This window comes from Burkholderia sp. Bp9140 (assembly GCF_003853425.1).
Classification (GTDB): Bacteria; Pseudomonadota; Gammaproteobacteria; order Burkholderiales; family Burkholderiaceae; genus Burkholderia.
Map to the genome: position 1 here is coordinate 1 of NZ_QTPQ01000071.1, position 22,389 is coordinate 22,389.

The 22,389-nt window shown below is 63.2% G+C and carries 20 protein-coding genes and 1 pseudogene; 9 read left to right on the plus strand and 12 right to left on the minus strand.

Going from position 1 to position 22,389, the window contains the following annotated elements:
- Together DIE21_RS35730 and DIE21_RS35735 are read right to left on the minus strand one after the other, a co-directional pair.
- Positions 1-169, minus strand: a pseudogene (locus tag DIE21_RS35730) (ABC transporter ATP-binding protein); the annotation flags it as partial.
- Between the two features lie 10 nt (positions 170-179).
- Positions 180-1,130 carry a branched-chain amino acid ABC transporter permease gene (locus DIE21_RS35735; RefSeq protein ID WP_124502046.1) on the minus strand — a complete coding sequence of 317 codons (951 nt, stop codon included), beginning with the start codon at positions 1,128-1,130 and terminating at the stop codon, positions 180-182.
- 38 nt (positions 1,131-1,168) lie between these two features.
- Between DIE21_RS35735 and DIE21_RS37465 the strand changes: the two genes are divergently transcribed.
- The 8 genes from DIE21_RS37465 (at position 1,169) to DIE21_RS35770 (ending at position 10,039) form a co-directional block, all read left to right on the plus strand.
- Entirely contained in the window at positions 1,169-1,312 is a 144-nt protein-coding gene (locus DIE21_RS37465; protein ID WP_185640780.1) for a hypothetical protein, read from the plus strand.
- A 296-nt stretch (positions 1,313-1,608) separates the two neighbouring features.
- Complete coding sequence (locus tag DIE21_RS35740) at positions 1,609-3,780, plus strand: hydantoinase/oxoprolinase family protein (RefSeq protein WP_260432601.1); 2,172 nt, start codon at positions 1,609-1,611, stop codon at positions 3,778-3,780.
- A gap of 2 nt (positions 3,781-3,782) precedes the next feature.
- Positions 3,783-5,465, plus strand: a complete 1,683-nt coding sequence (locus DIE21_RS35745; protein ID WP_124502047.1) for a hydantoinase B/oxoprolinase family protein — start codon at positions 3,783-3,785, stop codon at positions 5,463-5,465.
- A gap of 11 nt (positions 5,466-5,476) precedes the next feature.
- On the plus strand, positions 5,477-6,307 hold the full coding sequence (locus DIE21_RS35750) for an NAD(P)-dependent oxidoreductase (RefSeq protein ID WP_124502048.1): 831 nt from the start codon (positions 5,477-5,479) through the stop codon (positions 6,305-6,307).
- Positions 6,308-6,344: 37 nt separating this feature from the next.
- Positions 6,345-7,541: an FAD-binding oxidoreductase gene (locus DIE21_RS35755; protein ID WP_124502049.1), complete on the plus strand. Its 1,197-nt coding sequence runs from the start codon at positions 6,345-6,347 to the stop codon at positions 7,539-7,541.
- Positions 7,542-7,578: 37 nt separating this feature from the next.
- Complete coding sequence (locus DIE21_RS35760; protein ID WP_124502050.1) at positions 7,579-8,319, plus strand: SDR family oxidoreductase; 741 nt, start codon at positions 7,579-7,581, stop codon at positions 8,317-8,319.
- A 32-nt stretch (positions 8,320-8,351) separates the two neighbouring features.
- Complete coding sequence (locus DIE21_RS35765; RefSeq protein ID WP_124502051.1) at positions 8,352-9,104, plus strand: SDR family NAD(P)-dependent oxidoreductase; 753 nt, start codon at positions 8,352-8,354, stop codon at positions 9,102-9,104.
- A gap of 182 nt (positions 9,105-9,286) precedes the next feature.
- Positions 9,287-10,039 (plus strand): FadR/GntR family transcriptional regulator, encoded by a 753-nt coding sequence (locus tag DIE21_RS35770; protein ID WP_124502052.1) that lies wholly within the window; start codon positions 9,287-9,289, stop codon positions 10,037-10,039.
- A 107-nt stretch (positions 10,040-10,146) separates the two neighbouring features.
- Here the strand turns inward: DIE21_RS35770 and lhpI are convergent, their stop codons facing one another.
- From lhpI to DIE21_RS35820, 10 genes are all read right to left on the minus strand, one after another.
- Positions 10,147-11,076 carry a bifunctional Delta(1)-pyrroline-2-carboxylate/Delta(1)-piperideine-2-carboxylate reductase gene (lhpI, locus tag DIE21_RS35775; RefSeq protein ID WP_124502053.1) on the minus strand — a complete coding sequence of 310 codons (930 nt, stop codon included), beginning with the start codon at positions 11,074-11,076 and terminating at the stop codon, positions 10,147-10,149.
- Positions 11,077-11,111: 35 nt separating this feature from the next.
- The gene (locus DIE21_RS35780) at positions 11,112-12,362 is read right to left on the minus strand and encodes an FAD-binding oxidoreductase (protein WP_124502054.1); all 1,251 of its coding nucleotides are present in this window, start codon (positions 12,360-12,362) and stop codon (positions 11,112-11,114) included.
- A gap of 215 nt (positions 12,363-12,577) precedes the next feature.
- Positions 12,578-13,756 (minus strand): branched-chain amino acid ABC transporter substrate-binding protein, encoded by a 1,179-nt coding sequence (locus DIE21_RS35785; RefSeq protein ID WP_124502055.1) that lies wholly within the window; start codon positions 13,754-13,756, stop codon positions 12,578-12,580.
- 274 nt (positions 13,757-14,030) lie between these two features.
- Positions 14,031-15,167, minus strand: a complete 1,137-nt coding sequence (locus DIE21_RS35790) for a porin (protein ID WP_124502061.1) — start codon at positions 15,165-15,167, stop codon at positions 14,031-14,033.
- Between the two features lie 127 nt (positions 15,168-15,294).
- On the minus strand, positions 15,295-16,467 hold the full coding sequence (locus DIE21_RS35795; RefSeq protein WP_124502062.1) for a branched-chain amino acid ABC transporter substrate-binding protein: 1,173 nt from the start codon (positions 16,465-16,467) through the stop codon (positions 15,295-15,297).
- Between the two features lie 656 nt (positions 16,468-17,123).
- Positions 17,124-17,957, minus strand: a complete 834-nt coding sequence (gene aroE / locus DIE21_RS35800) for a shikimate dehydrogenase (protein WP_124502063.1) — start codon at positions 17,955-17,957, stop codon at positions 17,124-17,126.
- Positions 17,950-19,176, minus strand: coding sequence for a CaiB/BaiF CoA-transferase family protein (locus DIE21_RS35805; RefSeq protein ID WP_124502056.1), 1,227 nt, complete (start codon positions 19,174-19,176; stop codon positions 17,950-17,952). Before DIE21_RS35805 ends, aroE begins: the two co-directional genes overlap by 8 nt.
- On the minus strand, positions 19,176-19,634 hold the full coding sequence (locus DIE21_RS35810; protein ID WP_124502057.1) for a MaoC family dehydratase: 459 nt from the start codon (positions 19,632-19,634) through the stop codon (positions 19,176-19,178). Before DIE21_RS35810 ends, DIE21_RS35805 begins: the two co-directional genes overlap by 1 nt.
- A gap of 2 nt (positions 19,635-19,636) precedes the next feature.
- Positions 19,637-20,029: a VOC family protein gene (locus DIE21_RS35815; protein ID WP_124502058.1), complete on the minus strand. Its 393-nt coding sequence runs from the start codon at positions 20,027-20,029 to the stop codon at positions 19,637-19,639.
- On the minus strand, positions 20,026-20,976 hold the full coding sequence (locus DIE21_RS35820; protein ID WP_124502059.1) for a ketopantoate reductase family protein: 951 nt from the start codon (positions 20,974-20,976) through the stop codon (positions 20,026-20,028). The genes DIE21_RS35815 and DIE21_RS35820 overlap by 4 nt, the downstream gene beginning before the upstream one ends.
- A gap of 236 nt (positions 20,977-21,212) precedes the next feature.
- Between DIE21_RS35820 and DIE21_RS35825 the strand changes: the two genes are divergently transcribed.
- Positions 21,213-22,133 carry a LysR family transcriptional regulator gene (locus DIE21_RS35825; protein ID WP_124502064.1) on the plus strand — a complete coding sequence of 307 codons (921 nt, stop codon included), beginning with the start codon at positions 21,213-21,215 and terminating at the stop codon, positions 22,131-22,133.
- Positions 22,134-22,389 lie beyond the last annotated feature (256 nt).

Below are 22,389 nucleotides of genomic sequence, written 5' to 3' on the forward strand. Positions count from 1 at the left end.
GCATCGCGAAGTCGAGCACGCGGACCCAGTAGTTGCCGCCGGCCGAGCCGATGATGATCGGCGCGGCGATCACGAAGACCGCGGTCAGGATGCCGATGATGACGGTCTTGGCGGTGTTGCGCTCTTCGACGAGGGTCATCGGGGTTTCGATCGGTTGAGTCGAATTCACATCAGTCTCCTTAAGCACGATCGGCAACACGTTCGCCCAGCAAACCGGACGGACGGAACACCAGCACGATGATCAGCACGATGAACGCGAACACGTCCTGGTAGTTGCTGCCGAATACACCGCCGGTGATATCACCGATGTAGCCGGCCCCCAACTGCTCGATCAGACCGAGTACCAGGCCACCGACCATCGCGCCGCCGAGGTTGCCGATCCCGCCGAGCACCGCCGCCGTGAACGCCTTCAGGCCAGGGATGAAGCCCATGTAGAAGTGCACGTTGCCGTATTCGGATGCGATCATCACGCCGGCCACCGCGGCAAGCATCGACCCGATCACGAAGGTCGCGGAGATCACGAAGTTCGGGTTCACGCCCATCAGGCTCGCATTGTTCGGATTCTCCGCGATCGCGCGCATCGCGCGGCCGAGCCTGGTCTTGTGCACGAGCAGCAGAAGGCTCCCCATGACGACGAAGGCGACGGCCATGATCACGATCTCGGTCAGCGAGATCACGGCGCCCGGCGTCGTGTCGGTCGGCTTGATCACGTTGATCGGATCGGTCGACATCAATTGCGGGAACGGCAGCGGGTTGCGCGACCAGATGATCATCGCGGCCGTCTGCAGCAGGATCGACACGCCGATCGCGGTGATCAGCGGGGCGAGCTTGGGCGCGCGACGCAGCGGCCGGTACGCGACGCGCTCGATCGTGAAGCCAAGGAATGCGCACACGGCCGCGGCGATAACGAGGCCGATCGTCAGCGTGGCGATGTTGCCGAGTCCGGGGAAGTGGTTCTGCAGCACGGTGATCGCCGACAAGGCGACCATCGCACCAACCATCATCACGTCCGCATGCGCGAAGTTGATGATGCCGAGAATGCCGTACACCATCGTGTAGCCCAACGCGATGATGGCGTACACGCTGCCGAGCACCAGCCCATTGAGAATCTGCTGAACGAAAATATCCACCGACACTCCATAACGCCCCACTCGCTGAGGCAAATTGAATGAACCGACCAGCACCCATCGCTGGCATGACGACGCAATGCGCGCCGCTTCCCGACGGCACGCCTTCAGAACGGCCGAAATGGCCGCTGCCGCCGAACCGCGACACCTTCCGCGCCGCCCTCAAAAATCCCCGAAAAAAATAGTTTTTGCAAATTTTGCGCGTCGCGTATAGTTACATCCAGACGTTGACACCGGACATCACCCAGCGGAACGAGACAACAAAATATCACTTATAAACAATAACTTAGACAATCAATCCGGGACACACCGGAACGCGGAAGACGAAAATTAATTTGTCTCTGTTGACATCACTGTAAGACGTCACTCATCATATGTCAACGAGCAAAAAACATCGGTTCCGTACCCGTTTGAGATCAGGTGCCGAGCCGGCAAGGATCGTGATGGGCATCCTTCGCGCCCTCCCCACAATCCGCTGTTCGTGAATCGCGAATCCGCCCCGCACATGCCGGGCGCATGCAATGGTTTAAACAGGAGAGTCATGGTGGCCAGTCACGACAAGGCACGAGTCGGCGTAGATATCGGCGGGACCTTTACCGATGTCGCGCTCGAACTCGGTGGGAAGCTCTTTTCCACCAAGGTCCTTACGGATTACACAGCGCCCGAACGCGCGATCATCAAAGGCGTCGGCATTGTCGCGAGCAAGGCCGGCATCGAGCTGAAGGACATCGGCGTCATCATTCACGGCACGACGCTCGCCACGAACGCGCTCATCGAGCGACGCGGAGCGAAAACAGCCTTCATCACGACGGAAGGCTTCCGTGACACCATCGAGATGCGGACCGAAAACCGGTTCGAGCAATACGACCTGAACATCAAGCTTCCGCCGCCGCTCATCGAGCGCTGCGACCGCTTCACGTTGAGCGAGCGCATCGATGCACAAGGTGGCGTCCTGCTGGCCCCGACCGAGGCACAGATCGACCGCGTCGCGGATCGCATCGAGCAAGGCGGATACGAAAGCATCGCTATCGGCTTCATTCATGCGTACGTCAACGGCGTTCACGAGCGCATGATGCGCAACGCGCTCGAGAAGCGGCTGCCGAACGTGTCGGTGTCGATCTCGAGCGAAGTGTCGCCGCAGATTCGCGAGTTCGAACGCTTCAACACGGTTTGCGCGAACGCATACGTGCGCCCGATCATGAAATCGTATCTGGACCGCCTGCTGGGTCAGGTCCGCGCCGCCGGCGCCGTGTGCCCGATCTTCATCATTCACTCCGGCGGCGGCATCGTATCGATCGAAAGCGCATCGGAGTTCCCGGTGCGTCTCGTCGAATCCGGCCCGGCCGGCGGCGCGATCTTCGCCGCGCATATCGCCGCGCAATACGGGCTCGACACCGTACTGTCGTTCGACATGGGCGGCACGACCGCCAAGATCTGCCTGATCGACGACTTCACGCCCAAGACCGCCAACACGTTCGAAGTCGCGCGGACCTATCGTTTCAAGAAAGGCAGCGGCATGCCGATCTCGATCCCGGTCGTCGAGATGGTCGAAATCGGTGCGGGCGGCGGTTCGATCGCGTCGCTCGACGTGATGCGCCAGATCCGCGTCGGCCCGCAAAGCGCCGCATCGGAGCCGGGCCCCGCGTGTTACCAGCGCGGCGGCATGCAACCGACCGTCACCGACGCCGATCTTCTGCTCGGCCGACTCGATCCGAACAACTTCGCCGGCGGCTCCATCCCGTTGTCGGTCGACAACGCGTCTCGTGCCATGCTCGACGACGTCGGCGCCGCGCTGTCGCTCAACCCCGAGGAAGCCGCATACGGCGTGGCGGAAGTCGTCGACGAAAACATGAGCAACGCCGCGCGCGTGCACGCGGTCGAAAGCGGCAAGGACATTGGCGACTACACGATGATCACGTTCGGCGGAGCCGGCCCGCTGCACGCCGCGCGGCTGTGCGAGAAGAGCGGCATCAAGAAGTTCGTCGTGCCGCCCGGCGCCGGCGTGGGCTCGGCGATCGGCTTTCTGCGTGCTCCCTTCGGCTATGAAAGCGTCCGAAGCGCAAGCATGCGGTTCAACGATTTCGATGCGGACGTACTCAACGAGATCGTCGAGCAACTCAGCACCGAAGCGAACCATTTCGCGCGCCAGGGATCGGGCGACATGGAGCCGGTGGTCGAGGTGAAGGCGTTCATGCGGTACGTCGGCCAGGGCTGGGAAATCCCCATCGCGATTCCCTATCGCCGATTCGACGCGGAAGATCGCGCCACGTTTGCCGAGCTGTTCACGAAAGCCTATACGCAATTCTTCGGCCGTCCGATCGACGGACTGGATATCGAGATCGTCAGTTGGGCCGTGAAGGCAAGCTCGCCGCTCCCCCCGGTCGAACGACTGAAACTGGTCGAAGGGCTCGATCCGGTCGGCACGCCGCAGACGCGCCAGATCTTCGATGCGGCACTGCATCGATCCGTCGAGGCCGCCATCGTCGAGCGCAGCTCGCTGCGCGTGGGCGAAACCGTCGTCGGTCCGGCCATCATCGTCGAACCGGAGACCTCGACCCTCGTCACGTCCTCGTTCAACGCGACTGTGCAGCCCGACGGTTGCCTTCTCGTCACGTCGAAAGAATTGACCGCTGCCACCGCGAATCAGGAGTAACCATGTCTCTCAACAATATCGATACGATCCACATGCAGGTCATGTGGAACCGCTTGATCTCCGTCGTCGAGGAACAGGCGATGGCCCTGATCCGCACCGCATTCAGCACCAGCGTACGCGAGGCGGGCGATCTGTCGGCAGGCATTTTCGACAAGCGCGGCCGCATGCTCGCGCAGGCGGTCACCGGCACGCCAGGTCACGTCAACACGATGGCGGAGGCCGTCGAACACTTCATGAAGGAGATCGGCGTCGAGCGCATGTATGAAGGCGACGTCTACCTGACCAACGACCCGTGGCGGGGCACCGGGCACCTGCACGACTTCACGGTCGTATCCCCGTCGTTTCTCGACGGCGAACTGATCGGCTATTTCGCAAGCACCGCGCACGTGGTGGACATCGGCGGACGCGGGTTCGGCCCCGATTCGCGCGAAGTCTACGAAGAAGGTCTGTTCGTGCCGATCATGAAGCTGATCGAACGTGGCGAAGTCAACCGGGACCTCGTCAACATCATTCGCAACAACGTTCGTGAAGCCGACAAGGTCGTCGGCGATCTCTATGCGCTTGCATCGTGCAACGAGACAGGGCACAAGCGTCTGCTCGAGATGCTGCGGGAGTTCGACCTCGCCGACGTCGAGGGTATCGGCGAGTTCATTCTCGCGCGCAGCCGCGAAGCGACGCTCGAACGGATCGCCGCCCTTCCGAAGGGCACGCAGACCAACGAGATGACGCTCGACGGCTATGACACGCCTGTCAAGCTGAACGTCACGCTGACGGTCGCCGACGATCACCTGCTCGCCGACTTCGCCGGATCGTCGCCCGCAAGTCCTTTCGGCATCAACGTCCCGCTGCTGTACGCGAAGGCCTATGCGTGCTACGGGCTGAAATGCATCATCGCGCCCGAGGTCCCCAACAATGCAGCTTCGCTCGAACCGTTCCGTGTGCAAGCGCCTGCCGGTTGCATCCTGAATGCACAGCGACCGAGCCCGGTGGCCGTACGGCATGTGCTTGGCCACTTCGTTCCGGATCTGGTGCTCGGCGCACTCGACAAGATTCTGCCGAATCGCGTGCCGACTGAAGGCGCCGGTGCACTTTGGAACCTCCACGTCAGTGCCCGCCCCGTGAGCGAGGCTTCCGGGCTCAAGGGCGCCGAAATCCTGATGTTCAACAGCGGCGGAACCGGTGCGCGCGCCGAACTCGATGGCCTCTCGGCAACCGCGTTTCCGAGCGGCGTTCACGCGATGTCGGTCGAGGCGACCGAACAGGTCGGCCCGATCGTCGTGTGGCGCAAGGAAATGCGCTCGGGATCGGGCGGCGCGGGCAAACACCGCGGCGGCCTCGGTCAGATCGTGGAAATCGGACCGCGTACCGGTTACGAATTCCGCTTCAATGCGATGTTCGACCGCATCGATCATCCCGCGCGCGGCCACGCAGGCGGGAAATCAGGTGCAGCCGGACAGGTAACGCTGTCCGACGGCACCAGGATGAAGGGCAAGGGCACGCAGGCAGTTGCCGAGTACCAGCGTGTCGTGCTGTCGCTGCCAGGTGGCGGCGGTGTCGGCGCCCCGGAACAACGCAGCAAGGAAGAGCTGCTGCGCGACATCCGCAACGAATACATCTCCGAAGCGCAACTGCGCGACGACTACGGCATCACGCTCGACGCACTGAACGCGTCGGCCACCCGATAAGGACCCGCGACATGACCAACATCACCAAACCGCCATTCAAGAACATCCTGATCACGGGCGCCGGCGGCGCGCTCGGTTCCGTCCTGCGCGACTCGCTGCGCCCCTATGCGGAGACGCTCAGCCTGAACGCCCGCCAATCGCTCGGCGAGGTACGGGAGAACGAAAAGCACTTCATTTGTGACTTGGCCGATCGCGACGCCGTGTTCGAGATGCTGAAAGGCGTCGACATGGTCATCCACATGGGCGGCGCACCGCGCGAGAACACGTTCCAGGTCATTCTCGACTCGAACATCGTCGGCAGTTACAACATCTACGAAGGCGCACGCCAGGCCGGCGTGAAACGCGTGATCTACGCGAGCTCGGTGCATGCGATCGGCTTCTACGAATGCACGCAGACGATCGACTCGAACGTGCCGCAGCGTCCGGACAGCCTGTATGGCGTCAGCAAGACGTTCGTCGAGAACCTGTCGCGCTACTACTTCGACAAGTTCGGCATCGAATCGGTTTGCCTGCGGATCGGCTCATGCTTCCCGAAGCCCGTCGATCGCCGCATGCTTGCCACCTGGCTTTCCTACGATGACTTCTCGCATCTGTGCGTCCAGTCGCTGATGACGCCGAGTGTCGGCCACATGATCGTGTACGGCAACTCGAACAACAGCGCGAACTTCTGGGACAACACGCAGGCCGCCTACCTCGGCTATCGCCCGAAGGACACGGCCGACGTCTACCGCGCGGAAGTCTATGCGAATACGGTCGTGCCCGACCCGCGCCATCCGGCGGTGCGCTTCCAGGGCGGCCAGTTCGCGGCCGACGGGCACTTCGAGGATCCCAAGGTCGACTGAGCGCCGGCCCGGCACGATACTTTTGAAAGGCAAAGAGATGGCACAGCAAGCAGCAAAGACGCACTACGACGTCGTCATCGTGGGCGGCGCGGTCGTCGGGAGCGCAACAGCCTATTTCCTCGCGAAGAATCCCGACTTCAAGGGATCGGTGCTCGTCGTCGAACGCGACTGGACGTACGCGCAGTCCGCGACGGCCTTGTCGAGCGCGTCGATTCGTCAGCAGTTCTCGAATCCGCTGAACATCAAGATCTCGCAGTTCGGCACCGAGTTCATCCGCCGGTTCCACGAACTCGTCGAAGTCGACGGTGATGCACCGGAACTCGGTTTCAAGGAAAACGGCTATTTGTATCTCGGCGATGCGGCCGGTGCGCCGATGTTCGAGCGCAACTACAAGACGCAGCGCGAGAATGGCGCGGACGTCGTGCTGCTCGATCCCGAACAGCTCAAGGCACGCTTTCCCTGGCTCAACACGGATCAACTCGTCAACGGCGTGTACGGGCAAAGCGGCGAAGGCTGGTTCGACAGCTACGGCCTGCTGCAGGGCATGCGCCGCAAGGCACGCTCGCTCGGCATCGAGTACATCGAAAACGAGGTGATCGATCTCGTTCGCGAAGGCTCGCGCGTCACCGGCATCAGACTGAAGAGCGGCGAGACGATCGGATGCGGCCTGGTGGTGAACGCCGCTGGCACGCGCGGGCCGGCGATGGCTCGCCTCGCTGGCCTGGAGATTCCGGTCGAGCCGCGCAAGCGGTGCCTGTTCGTGTTCGACTGCCGCACGCCGCTCGCGGGCACCGTGCCGCTCACGATCGACACGACGGGGATCTTCTTCCGACCGGAAGGGCAATACTATCTGACGGGCTGCTATCCCGATCCCGATCCGCTTGCCGACGTCAACGACTTCGACGTGGTGCATTCGGAGTTCGAGGAGATCATCTGGCCGGCACTCGCTGAACGCATCCCGGCGTTTGAAGCGATCAAGGTGGTCAACTCGTGGGCGGGACATTACGATTTCTGCGTGCTCGACCACAACGCAATCGTCGGACCGCATCCGGAAGTCACGAATTTCCTGTTCGCCAACGGCTTCAGCGGCCATGGACTGCAACAGGCGCCGGCAGTCGGCCGCGGTCTCAACGAGCTGATCACATACGGCGAGTACCGCTCGCTCGATCTCTCGCCGCTCGGTTACGACCGCGTCGTCGAGAATCGACCGTTCCTCGAGGAAGGCGTGATCTGAGGCCACCCCGATACACCGCACAACGAAAGGCAACACCATGAATGCTCAGCCGTACCAAACCGCGCTCGTCACCGGTGCATCGAGCGGCATCGGACGCGCAATCGCCCGCCGGCTTGCCGCGGACGGCCTGAAAGTCTATGCACTCGGACGGGACGCCACCGCACTCGATGCGCTGGCGCAGGAATTCGGCGCGACGCCGATCACCGTCGACTTGCAGGACACGTCGCCGCTGCAGGCACTGTTCGAACGCGTGGAAATCGACGTCGTCGTCAACAACGCCGGGCTGTTGCCGGCCATCGCCAGGTTCGACGAATGCGCGGCGGCCGACATCGACCGCATGATCGACGTCAATCTGCGTGCGCCGCTGCGCATCGCGCAGATGGCCCTTGACGGCATGCTCAAGCGAAAGCGTGGTCACCTGTTCTTCATCGGCTCCAGCGCCGGCCGCTTTCCGCACCCGAACACCGCGGTGTATGGCGCAACTAAAGCCGCAATCAGCATGTTCTGCGACTCGCTGCGCTGCGACCTGCTCGGCAGCAAGGTTCGCGTGACCGAAATCGCGCCGGGCCGCGTCCAGACGAGCCTGTATCGCACCGCGCTCGGCGAAGCCGGCGCAAACGAAAAGCTCTACGACGCGTACCGCTCGATTCAGCCGGAACACATCGCCGAACTGATCGCGACGGCCATCGCCCTTCCCGACTGTGTCGACGTGTCGAGAATGGAAGTGTTCCCGACCGACCAGGCCGCGGGCGGTTCGCAAATCGTGTCGGTCAGCTAGTCACCGTCTTTAGGAACGGAGAATCACCAATCATGAAAAATCAACGTGTTGTCATCGTGGGCGGCGCCTCGGGCCTTGGCCTGTCGGTCGCCAAATTGATGCTCGCCGACGGCGCGGAGTGCATCGCACTCGTCGACAAGAACGGCCCGCTGCTCGATGAAACCGTCCGCACCCTGAGGGCGGACGGTCATCAGGTATTCGGCGCTGAAGGCGACATCACGCGCAAAGACTCGGCGCATGCCGTGTTCGGCCAGGCGCTGGAAGCGTTGGGACGCGTGGATTGCCTCGTCAACAGCGCGGCGATCTATCCGCGCCGCCCGCTGCTCGAAATTTCGGATGACGAATGGGATCTTGAAAACGCGGTCAACATCAAAGGCACCTATCACATGATGGTCGCCGCGATCGAGCATATGCGCACACGGCCGAAGGTCGAAGCTCACGTGGCTGGCCGCATCGTGAACATCACGTCGGTCGACGCGTTCAAGGCGCATCCGCAAAATGGACACTATGCTGCCACGAAGGCGGCTGTCGTCAGTCTCACCAGATCGTTCGCCGAGGAGGTCGCGAAGGATGGCATCCTGGTCAACTCCGTCGCGCCGGCAGGCTTTGCTACCGACCGCGCGAAAAAGCTTGGTTTCCTCGGTGAGCTGGCTGCAGCCAACCCGCTCGGCCGCGCGGCCGAACCCGAGGAAATCGCGCAATGGGTCGTGATGATGGCAAGCAGCCGCAATACCTACGCGACCGGCGAGAACGTGATCGTCAGTGGCGGCTATATCTACGCGTGACGTAGATCAACAAACCTGCGCTCGCCTCGCCCTTGTCCGCGAGGCGAGCGCGGGCGTACCCGCGAGTATGCTAAAGTCATAATATGTCATACGGCGCAGGTCACACAGATAACCGGGCGCCGGCGCGGTATGCCTGCATCCGACAATTGCAGAGCCATCATATCCTGTGTGGAGCACACGGAATGTCTCTGGACGCTGAAACTCTCCTGAAGAATGCCGCCAGTTCCGGGCGGCGACGCAGCCTGACCGAACTCGTCATTCAGGCGCTGAGCGACAAAATCGATCGCGGTGAATATCCGAAGGGCTCCAAAATGCCGACCGAACCGGAGCTGTGTTCGGAATTCGGCGTGAGTCGTACCGTCATTCGCGAAGCAGTCGCGTCGCTCAAGCTCGGACGCCGCCTGATCGCCCGCCATGGCGTTGGCGTGTTCGTCGCAGATGAAACCGATCAGGCATCGGAACTGAATTTCATCGACTCGGCGACGCTGAACAATTCGATGCACGTCCTCGAGTTGCGCAGCGGCATCGAAACCGAAGGTGCCGCTTATGCCGCACGGCGCCGCTCCGAGCCGCATTTGAAGGCACTCAAGGAAGTGTATGCGCGGATGGAGATCGTCGCGATCGACAACGATGCCGAATGCGCGCGGGCGGACTTCGAATTCCATCTGGCCGTCGCCACGTGCTCCGAGAACCCGCATTTCGTTTCGATCCTGCGCTCCCTGGGGCAGGAGATCATCGGCGATCTGCGCTTGAAGCACGCCAAGGCGAATCTGAAAGAGCGCAAGACGTATATCAAGCGGATTCAGCGCGAACACGGCGATATCCTGGACGCCATCGAGCGCCAGGACGAGAGCGGCGCACGCCGCGCGATGCGGCGCCATCTCAACGAGAGCCTCGAGCGCTACCATAACCTGACGAGCGCGCGATCGGAGTGACCCGTCGGGCAGCACTTCCGCTGCATCGGATCGACCGGCACGGCTGCAGGCCGACGACAGGCATGCTGTCGTCGGCCTGCAGTTGCATTCACGGTCGATGAAGTCGCTCAGTGCGTGGCCGCCTCCTTCGAGCTCAAGGAGTCACGGGCGACCCGGCATGCAGCGAGATCCCAGGCGCCGCAACCGACCGTCTTGAACAGAACGGGAGTACCGCGCAGCACACTGGCCGGATCGATCGACCCGATCGATGTGACCTGCGACCAGTCGACATCGGCCTGCAGGAAATCACCGGCTTCGGAACGCGCACCAGCGAGGTTGTCGACGAACAGCGCGCTGCCACGAATCGTCCTCGGCGACAGTTCAGCGGCGTCAGGCGTGGCAGAGCCTGCACCAATGACGAGCCGGTCGGCTCTCGCTTCCTCGTCGTATACGGGCGTCTTGCTCGTCGTCATCGTGATGACCGTGTCGATGTCGGCGGGCACGCCCCCTTCCGCGCGAATCGCCATCACGCCCTCGCGTTCTACCGACTCGCAAAAGCTGCGCTCGGCCGATGCATCGATTCCCTTCACGTACAAGCGCGCACCGGGATACAGCGCAGCGATCGCAGCGGCATGATACCGGGCCTGAACGCCGGTACCGACGACCAGGAACGATGTCGGCGTCCCCGGATGCAGGCGCCGCACGCCGAGCATCGACAATGCCGCGGTACGGCGGCCGGTGAGCGTTGGGCCGTCGAGTACGAATCGCGGCTCACCGGTTCCTCCATCACATACCGTGACCAGGCCAAAAATCGTGGGCAATCCCTTTGCGAGATTGGACGGGTTCACGCTCACCAGCTTGTGGATCGCCAGATCGTCGGCACTGGCCGGCATCGACTGGAAGGTCCCTTCTTGCCGCAATGGCACACCGATTCGAACCGGGCAGTGGATACGCCCTTCGTCGAGCTCGCGACCAGCCGCCTCCAATGCATCCACAAGCGCGCCGAAATCCAGCAGTGCCGCTGTCGCGCCGCTTCCAAATACGGGAATGTCATTCATCGTGTTGCTCTCCTCGAAACGTTTAATGTGAACCGTTACCGCTTGAAGCGATTCGCGCCGAATGGATTCAGGTCAATGGACGTCGCATTGCCGGCGATCAGCTGCGCGACCAGTTCACCGGTCAGCGGCGCAAGCGTGAGGCCGAGATGCTGGTGGCCTGTCGCAACGAATACGTTGCGGGCCGTCGGCAACGCGTCGATCATGGGCAGGTAATCGGGAAGCGTCGGTCGGTCCCCATACCATCGGCTCGACATCCGCGGGGAATTCAGATCGGGGAACAGGCTCGCGAACTGGCTCACCAACATGTCTGCCCTTTTCCAGTCCGGCCCGTCGTCGGCACCGAGTTCGACGGTGCCGGCCAGCCGTATGCCGTTCTCCATCGGGTTGCAGGTGAAGCCTCGCTCGACAAAACTGACGGGGACCCTCAGGCAATCGGCCGCCGGCTCGTGCAGCTCGACGTGATAGCCGCGTTCGCTGGTCAGCGGGATCGTCGTCCCGAGTTTGCCGGTCAGTTCGGCACTGCGAGCGCCGGCGGCGATCAGCACCTTGTTCGCCGCCATCACGTTTCCGCCGGCGTGCACGCCGACGCGGCCGTCAGGCAGCGGCTCGACATGCGCGACGTGCGCCTGTGCGAACGTCGCGCCAGCGGAACGAGCCGCATCGAAGAGGGTGTGAACGACACGCAGCGGATTCGCGACCGAAGCCATGCCGGGAAAATAACGGGCATGACTGATCGCTCGCGTGAGGCCCGGCAGATATTCCGCCCGCACGCGGTCGGCGGAGAGTTCCGTGTAATCGACGTGATAGCGGTCGAGGATCTCCAGATGCCGGCGCCGCGCCTCGGGCTTCTCAGGACGCTCGAAGACGTAAAGCGAACCGATGTCCCGATACAGATCGTCCGGCAACACACGCGATTGAATCAGGCGTTGCCATGCCGGCGCAGCGGCGGTAACGAGACTGGCAAGCGCTTCGGTATTGCGCCGGTAACTGGACGGCATCGATTGCGCAGCGAAAGCGAGCATCCAGGAAGCCATGCGCGGCAGTCCCCGCGCATTCAGACGTAGCGGGCCGTTCGGCTGGAACAGCATGCGCGGAATCCCGGCGACCGTTTGCGGACTCGCAAGCGGCGCAACATGCTCGGCAGCAATGATTCCGGCATTCCCGAAGGAGCAGCCGGAACCCGGCGTCGAACCGTCGACGACATGAACCCTGAATCCGAGACGAGCCAGATTAAGCGCGGCGGAGCAGCCAATGACACCCGCTCCGATAACGATGACTTCTTCCATGCGATCCTTCCGGCGCGGCGCGCCATGCACGTTGGGGCGACCAGCGACATCGTCCGGCCGCCTGAACGGGGAGCCTGCCGATACACGAGACGCGCAGCCGCGGCTGACCAGCGACTGTCTTCGGATCTGTTGTCGTATCGCGAGGCCGATCATGAAGCAGGCGCGCGGAACCGCAACGTCGGTCCCGCGCCGAGCGCTTCACGGACACCCGATGCTCAATTGGCCCTGATGGGTTCGATCTTGTCGCCATTGGTCGTGGCAACCGGTGTCCATTTGCCTTGTTCGACCTTGTACAGCGTGGCGCCCGGGTCCTTCAGATCACCGTTCGGCAAGAACGCCACATCGCCGGTGATCCCCGGAAAGGCGACCGACTTGATTTCGCCGGCATAAACCTTCGGATCGGTCGAATTCGCTTTCTGCATCGCTCGAATCAAGACCCACGTTGCGTCATAAGCGTTCGGGGCAAATGCGACCACGCCATGACCGAATTTGGATTTCATCCGGTCATCGAACTGCTTGCCGTTTTTCGACGCATCGAGCGGTGCGCCATATCCCCACGACAATGCACCCTCCGACGCCTGCGGCCCGGCCACCTGGAGGAAGGTGTCGTTCTGGAAGCTACCGCCGCCCAGCAGCACGGTTTTGATACCCAGCGCGCGCATCTGTTTTGCGATCGTTGCCGCCTGCTGGTCGAGGCCGGCCCAGAAAACAACGTCCGGGCTGACCGACTTGATATGAGTCAGCTGCGCCCGGAAATCGACTGCCTTGTCGGTCGTATATTCGCGCATGGCGATCTTTCCTCCCGCCTTCTGCACGCCCTTCACGAATTCGTCGGCAATACCCTGCCCGAAAGCCGTGCGGTCATCGATCACCGCGATGCTCTTGCTCTTCAACGATTCGACGGCGAAGCGCCCGGCCAGTTGCCCCATCTGCGCATCGGAATTGATCAATCGGAAGACATTGGGGAAGCCTTGCGAGGTGAGCGTCGGATTGGTCGCGGCGGGCGATACCATCGGAATGCGCGCATCGTTATAGATCCGCGAGGCAGGAATGCTCGTCCCTGAATTGAAGTGCCCGACCACGCCGGCCACGTGTGCGTCCACGAGCTTCTGCGCCACCTGCGCGCCGATGCGAGGGTCGCCCTGATCGTCCTCGACCTGCAGGACGAAGCGAATCGGCTGCCCGCCGATGACCAGTTTCCTGGAATTGGCGTCCTCGATGGCGAGTTGAGCGCCGCGTTTGATGTCCTCCCCGTAGTGCGCCGACGGACCGGTCAGTCCCGCCGCAAGGCCAATGGCCACATCTCCGGCATAAGCGCCGGGAGCCGATACGAGAACTCCGGCCGCCAGCGACATGGCGAGCAAGAAGGGCTTGAACAACAGCGTGGTCTTCATGTGATACCTCAACGGTTCTGGAGTGGCTCGATCCGGGCAAGCCCTGCGACGGACGATCGCAACAGGCCATCAATCGATCGAAACATCCCCGTGAAATCGACAGTGAAATCGCCGCGGGGTCGCGGTGTCAGGCTAAGGCGACTACATTCAACGTATTAAGTGAGACGTCATATGCCAAGGCATGAGAAACCCCCATGCAATCATCAAGAGCGGCTCCCGCTTCAGTCGTTCGGGAGCCGTTCAACCGCTCCTGGAGCACGTCGCTCGAAACAGGTCAGAACCGGTGCCGCAGGCCAACCGTCACGATGACCTGAGCGCTCTTTCCGGCATCGATATCCATGGACCCGATCACTGCCTGGGCTGCGCCGGCGCCGCTCTGGCCTGTCGCGTGCCCGTAGGACGCGACCGTATAGATGTCCGTGCGCTTGCTGACGTTGTAGTCGGCACCCACGCTGAACTGGTGATACCTGGCTGACGAATCGCCCAGCGAACGCAGGTAGTTGTAGCCGACCTCGGCCAGCAGCGCCGGGCTGGCTTGCCACACGCCGTATACCGAGCCGTTGTGGTATTTCTCGGATCGGCCGAACGCCGACGAGGCATCGGGGTTGTACTGCGAATAGCTGTAATAGCCACCCAGCGTGAATGCCCCCAGCGCATATCGGCCACCCGCTCGCGCAATGTTGACCGAACGCGCGGAAGCATATGCCGCGTTGACGCTGCTGTTGAACAGGGAATCGGCAGATGTATTCGCGCGCTGGGCGGCCGAGCCATTGCCGTTGTCGACATGCAGGAAGCCAGCCGCGACCGCGAGCGGCCCGTTGGTGTACGCAGCCGCGCCGCTGTACGTCTGGCCGGACCCGGTCGCACCGGCTACGCCACCAAACGAATACATCGCGGAGAATTGCAGCCCTGACCAGATCGGGCTCGACCATTTGATCGCGTTGTTGACGCGCACGCTGTTATCGGCATTGTCGATATCGCCCGGCGACGAGAAGAATCCGCCGAGGTAGTTGTCACCCTGCACCGGTTGCACGAGATCGATCAGCGGATCGTACTGGCGGCCCAGCGTAACCGAGCCCCAGCCGCCTGCATCGGATAGACCGACGTATGCCTGGCGACCGAACATGCGGCCACCTTGGCCGAGGCGTCCCGACGTCGAGTTGAAGCCGTTCTCGATCTGGTAGATCGCCTTCAGTCCGCCGCCCAGTTCTTCACTGCCCTTCAAACCCCACCGCGACCCCGATTCCGTTCCGCTTGCCATCATCAGCTGTGTCGACTTCCCGCCGCTGTTATGGACGTACATCAGGCCCGTGTCGACGATGCCGTATAACGTGACCGTGCTTTGCGCATGGGCATGCGCCGCCATCATGCCCGCGGAAATTACCGCGATCTTAAAATATGGATTCCTCATTTTCTCTTCCAAACCCCTGTTTAGTTCGTATCGTGTCCTGGTCATTTGCTCCGACGACGGCGGCTTCGGCTCGTGCCGCGCCGCGCCGCGCCGCCATTGCGAAGCGCGCTTCACGATGCCGTTCCCGTCAGTTCTTGATCGGCTCGACCTTGTCGCCGTAGGCGATCGCCTGAGGCACCCACTTTCCGCCGATCACCTTGTAAAAGGTCGCGGCAGGATCCTTCATGTCTCCGTTCGGCATGAATGCGATGTTCCCCGACACACCCTCGAACGAAACCGACTTGATGAACGGTGCATAGACCTTCGGATCGGTCGAATTTGCCTTCTGCATCGCATTGATCAGCACCCACGTTGCGTCGTAGGCGGAAGGCGAATAGGCAACGACGCCTTCGTTGTATTTGGCTTTCATCTTCTGGTCGAACGCCTTGCCGGACTTCAGCCTGGTCAGCGGCACGCCGTAGTCCCAAGACACCGCGCCCTCCGCGCTGTTGCCGGCCACCTTCAGGAACGTGTCGTTCTCGAAGCTGCCGCCGCCCAGCAGCGTCGCCCGGATACCCAGCTGGCGCATCTGCTTCATCACCATGCCGGCCTGCTGATCAAGACCGCCCCAGAAGATCACGTCCGGATTGAAGGACTTGATTCGCGTCAGCTGCGCGCGGAAATCCACTGCTTTGTCGGTAGTGAACTCTCGGTCGATGACCGTTCCGCCCGCCGCCTTCACGCCCTTGACGAATTCGTCGGCCATGCCCTGGCCAAACGACGTGCGATCGTCCATCACGGCAATACTCTTGCCCTTGAGCGCTTCGACGGCGGAATGACCCGCGAGCTGCCCCATCTGCGCATCCGAGTTCGTCACGCGAAACACGGTGCTGAAGCCCTGCGACGTCAGCGTCGGATTGGTCGCCGTCGGCGAAACCATCGGTATCCCGGCGTTGTAGTAGATGCGTGAAGCCGGCACGCTGGTTCCCGAGTTGAAGTGTCCGACAACACCGGCGACCTTGGCGTCGACGAGCTTCTGCGCGACTTGCGATCCGGTCCGCGGGTCACCCTGATCATCCTCGGCGTCCACCGTAAAGCGAACGGGCTGACCACCGATCACGAGTTTCTTCGCGTTCGCGTCGTCGATAGCGAGTTCGACGCCCCGCTTCAGATCCGCTCCGTAGTGTGCCGATGCCCCGGTCAACGGCGCGGCAAACCCGATCGCAACGTCAGCGGCATGTGCAAAGCCGCCGAATGTCAGGCCCGTGACGACGAGCGTCGTCGCCATTGAAGCCTGCTTGACGGAAAACGAGATCTTCATTTGACACCTCAGTGAATGTAAATAGGCCGACGCTGCCGGGTCATTGCCATTCGTCATACAAACCTGGCGGCACGACGGGGCCGGACGGCGTTGCAGCGCCCTAGCGGGCGGCAAAAATCGCGTTGAATGAAACACCGACATCGAGCCGCGCAAGCAGCTCAGGCGTCAAGGTATTAGGTGAGACGTCATATGTCAACGGCTCAAAATAATCCGCGAGACAGGGTTTTCCATGCCGTTCGATGTCCGTCCAGCATTGGAATACGTGCACCGCGCGCTGCTACGCCGAGAAAGGGCATCGCCCGACCTTGCCTCGCAACGGGGATCGGAATTGACAGGGAACGAGTAGGAAATGGCGGGGCAACGCGGGCGATCCGTCGTCGCCCGCCGGGCAGCGACGGATCATGTGCAATCAGCGGCAACTTCCGAGCAAGCGGTTTCCGGATACCAGGAATCGCCGAGTCCTGAGCGCCGGGCGAACGCGATCGCCGCCCGCATGCAATAACGGCCGCGCATCGCATTGGAAAAGCAGGGCGACGCGGGCGACAGCCGCCCTTCCATCTCAGATATGGATCACCGGCAAGCGCAACCGACTCGAAACATGCTTCGATCGATGCCGTGCTACATCAGGATCGGCTTCGTTCACACCCACATTGCCTTCAATCGAGCGGCACGGTCAGCCGGTCGATCACCGCGCCCGTTCGCGGGCGCACGCCTCGCCACCACGCGAAGGCCTCGGCTGCCTGCTCGACCAGCATGCCGACGCCATCCGCCACGCCGAGCACGCCGGCCTGCCTCGCAAGTCGCAGGAACGGCGTCAGGCCTTTGCCGTAAGCCAATTCGTATGCGGTACCGTCCGGACCGAACACACCCGGCGGCACCGGCGGAAGATCGCCGGTCAGGCTGGCCGACGTCGCGTTGACCACCAAATCGAAGCGCCCCATCCGCGCAAGCTCCGCGTATCCGCACACGGCGATGGCGCCGTGTCCGGCGACCCGTGATGCCAGCGCCTGCGCTTTGGCGACGTCGCGGTTCGCGACGACCAGTTCGGCGGGACGGGCTGCCAGGAACGGCTGCACCGCGCCACGCGCCGCGCCGCCGGAGCCGAGCAGCAGCACGCGCTTGCCGGCCAACGGCAGGCCGAGATTGACTTCGATGTCTCGAACCAGCCCGATCCCGTCGAAGTTGTCGGCAAGCATCCGTCCTTCGTCGAACTTCAGCGTGTTGGCCGCACCCGCCAGTGTCGCGCGCTCGCTGCACTCGTCCGCCATCGCAAAGGCCGCAAGCTTGAACGGCGCGGTGACGTTCAAGCCCTTCCCGCCCCCCGACGCAAACGTGCGCACGACCTGTTCGAATCCTTCCGGCGGCTCGACCGGCCCCTCGATCGCCGCATAGCGCATGTCCTGCTGCGTTTCCTGGGCAAACAGGCCGTGAATGAGCGGCGATTTGGTATGTCCGATCGGGTTGCCGATCACCGCATACTGGTCAGTCATCATGGGCTCGCTTCGAATAGAGAACGCCGTCGGCCTGCATCGCGGCGATCTCGGCCGCGGCAAAGCCGAGCGAACGCGCGATGTCTGCGTTGTGCTGCCCGAGGTCGGGCGCGACATCGCGAATCGTCGTGTCGCAATCGGAGAAACGGAATGGCAGGTTAGGCAGGCGCAGCGTGCCGTAGCGCGGATGCTGCTGCTCGACGATCATCCCCCGCGCATGGATCTGCGGGTCAGCCAGCACCTCGTCGATACGCTGCACCTTCGCGCACGGCACGTCGATGCCGTCGAGCAGCGCCAGCAGCATTGCAACCGGCCGCTCCGCAACCCACGGCTCGACGACCGCCAGAATGTCCGTGCGATACGCATTGCGGCCCACGCTGTCATGAAAGCGCGGATCGTCGCCGAAGCCTGCCTGGCCGCCGTGTGCTTCGACGAGTGCGGCGAAGCGCTTCCACGCGTCATCCACCTGCGCGGCGATCACGAGATCGCCGTCGGCCGCGCGGAACACGCCGTAAAGCGTCGACGTGGGCATATCGTGGCCGGTCTGCTCGGGCAGCACGCCCTGCAGCGTGTAGCACTGCACCGCGTATTCGTGCATCGATACCAGCGTGTCGTACAGCGCCATGTCGATATGCTGGCCGCGGCCGCTCTTCGCGCGTCCCAGCAGCGCGGCGTTGATCGCCGCGACCGCATGAATGCCGGTGTACATGTCGCCGAGCGAGATGCGCAGCAGCGGCGGGCGCTCGCCCGGCGTGCCGACCATCTGCATGATGCCGCTTCTGGCTTCGGCGATCAGCCCGAAACCCGCCCGATGCGCATCCGGTCCGGTATGGCCGTATGCGGAGATCGAGCAGTAGACCAGCCCCGGGTTGCGGGCGGACAGGTCGGCATACCCGAGTCCGAGCCGGTCCAGCGCGCCGGGCCGGTAGTTTTCGACGAAGACGTCAGCCGAATCGCACAGTCGCTGCATGAACGCCTTGCCGCGCGGGTCCTTCATGTCGACGCTGACACCGCGCTTGCCCATGTTGAGCTGCAGGAAATAACCGCTTTGCTGGTCGTCCAGCACGGTTGCGTGCTGGCGGCCGGCGTCGCCGCTGCCGGGGCGCTCGACCTTGATCACTTCGGCGCCCAGCGCGGCGAGGCAGCGCCCGACGTAGGGGCCGGCGAGGAAGTGGCTGTAGTCGACGACGCGCAGGCCTTCCAGGGGACGAGCTTGCATCAATATGCTCCCGGCCGGCGCGGCACCATCAGGCGATGCTCGCCGCGTTGAACCAACTGATCATGCTGATTGACCAGATCCGACGGCAGCACGACGATGCCCCAGCCCGGACGGCTGTTGCTCGCGCGCATCGCGCCCACACGGAATTGCACGCGCAGCACGTCGTCGACCCGGATCGGCAGCAGGAAGTCCCAGGTCCAGCCGAGCGACATGCCCGGCACGAAGCGGTAATCGCTCTGCGTCTTGAGGCCATCGGCAATCGAGAGTCCGAACAGACCGTGCGCGACGATGCAGCCGAAGTGGCTGGCGTTCGCATAGTCCTCGTCGACGTGCACCGGCGTGTGGTCGCCGGTGAGGTCGGCATACGCGAGAATGCGCTCGCGCGTCACGGTGTAGCTCGGACTCACGCATGCGTCGCCTTCACGCGCATCGTCCCAGTATTTTTCGACGATCGTCATGGTCATGCCTCCGCCCGCGGATCGATGGCCAGCGCCTGCGCAACGCATGACGCGGGTTTTGCCTGGATCAGCTCGACAGCCAGGCCGTCGGGCAGCCGGATCCAGTTGCGGCCCTGCGGCATTGGGGTCACGCCGAATCGTTGTGCGGCAGCCAGCGCCGCTTCCAGGTCCTCGCACATCACGCCGAGGTGCGCGAGCCGGCCTTCCGGGCCGTCGTGTTCCGGTGCGTGGATGAACTGCAGGCCGCCGAGGGTCCAGTATTGCCGGGGTGCGTCGGGCGTGCCGTCCACCTCGCGCATCGTCATGCCGAGCACGTCCTCGAAGAACCGGATGTGCCAGCGGATGTCCTTCACCCAGACGGCCACGTGTTCGAGATAGGCGTTCGTTGCGCTCATGCCGCGGCTCCCGGATGCCGGCGCTCGGCCATCGCGCGTTCGATTCCCTTGATGCAGGCGACGAGCGTGGCATTGACGGGCGTCGGCACGCCATGGCGCTCGCCGTAGCGGACGACCGAACCGTTGATGAAGTCGATTTCGGTGATCGAGCCCTTCTCGATGCTCTGCAGCATCGAAGTCTTGAATGCGGCCGGCAGTCCCTCGGCCGCCAGCGTCCAGGCCTGCGCGGGGTCGGTGATCGACAGCGTCACGCCGGCCGCCCGTGCGGTCGCGACGGCTTCCGCAACCGCCGCGAGCGACGTCGCCTTCAACTGCGGCTCGTCGTAGAGTTGGCCGTAGGTCAATCCGGTGATGCCCGTCAGCGCGCCGGTCGCGACGTTGACCAGCAGCTTGTCCCACATCGTGCCGACGATGTTGTCGCTGACCGTCGTCGCGAGCCCGGCGGCATTGAACGCATCCGCGATCGCCTGCACGCGTGCCGTGATACGACCGTCGAGTTCGCCGATGTAGGTCGGCTTGCCGACCACGCCGGACTCGATATGCCCGGCGGCGCGCAACACGCCCCCCACATAGGTCTTGCCGGCAAGCACGCGTTCGCGGCCAACCGCGTCGGCCAGGATGTCTTCATGCCCGAGGCCGTTCTGCAACGACAGCACGAGCGTGTCCGGGCCGATCAGTGCGCGCGCGCCGCGGATTGCCGCGTCGGTGTGGAACGATTTCACGAGGACGATCACCAGTTCCGCGACGCCGGCTTCGGTTGCCTGCGTTGTGGCGCGAACGCGAACCTGACGCGAGCCGCGACTATCGTCGACGCGCAAGCCGTTGTCGCGCATCGTGGCGACGTGTTCGGGCGATCGGGCGATCAGCCAGGTTTCATGGCCGCCCTCGGTGAGCGTGGCACCGATCGCGCAACCCAGCGCGCCGGCCCCCAGAATTGCGATTTTCAATGATGTCTCCTGTCGACCGGGGCGCCTGCCCTGGTCGCTTGCGTTTCGGTCGACCCGATGTCGACGTAATCCAGCGTTGCGGCGTCCGGCCCGATCCCGGTGTGAGCGGTTCGCGCGTTCGCTGCGGCGCCGGCCTCCTGCATTGCACGTCGGTTGCGTACAAGGCCGGTGCATGGCCGCAAGATAGGCGCCGCCACTTATTTTCGCAATTCAATGACTACAATGACGTCATTGCAATGGACAATAATGTGATGCTGCCGACCGACCTGCCCGATCTGAAGCTGCTGCAACTCTTCGACCTGCTGTACGACACGCGCAACGTGACGCGCGTCGCGGAGCAGCTCGGGCAGAGCCAGCCGACCATCAGTATCTGGCTCGGGCGTCTGCGCGAATGCCTGCACGATCCGTTGTTCATTCGCACGTCGGGCGGCATGGCGCCAACGCCGCAGGCCGACGCGCTGATCGGCCCCTGCCGGGAAATCCTCGAATCGCTGCGACGATTCACCGCGTGGGAGATCGAATTCGATCCCGCGACCGCGCAACGACGGTTCCGGATCTGCATGACCGATGCCAGCGACATCACGTTGCTGCCGCAGATCCTGGCATATGTACGTGTGCACGCGCCCGGCGTCCGGCTGGAGGCGGCAAGGATCGACGGGAACACGGAACGGGCGCTGGAGTCGGGGGAAGCCGATCTCGCGATCGGTTATGTGCCATGGCTCACCGGCGGCATCTATCAGCAGCAGTTGTACGAGCAGGACTGGGTGTGCCTCGCCAGTCGCCGGCACCGGAGGATTCGCGCACGGCTGAGCATGAAGCAGTATTGCGCGGAAGGGCACGTCGCGATTGCGGGCGGGACCGGTGCACAGCTACTCGAGCAGGCCCTCACACGGGAGCGCATCGAGCGGCAGGTCGTGCTGGAATTGCCGGGTTTCCTCGGACTGGGCGCGATCATTCAGGGCACGGACCTGATCACGACGCTACCGCGCCATATCGGCGAAACGCTGGCACACTCGAGCGACGTGGCAGTGCACACCTGTCCGCTTCCCGTCGACGGATTCGCCGTGCGACAGCACTGGCATGCACGGTACCATCACGAAGCGGGCAATCGCTGGTTGCGCGGCGTGGTGAACAAGTTGTTTGGGCGGTCGATCTAGGACGTGTGGAGCATGTTCGCCCCGATAGTTGGCGAGCGCAAACGCGTGGCCCTCCGTTTGGCGCTACCGGGCCGTCGGAATATCAAGCGGCCCAGCGCAGTTTTCTCCCGCGCGATTCGCGACGATACGTCCTGTATAGGTACCCATGCGGCGATTCGCCGGATTCGATGTTGTTGACTGAAGGCAGCCGGAGTCGAACCGACCCGGGAGTGTCTGACACCCCCAACCGGGTTTGAAGCCCGGCCGTACCACCGGA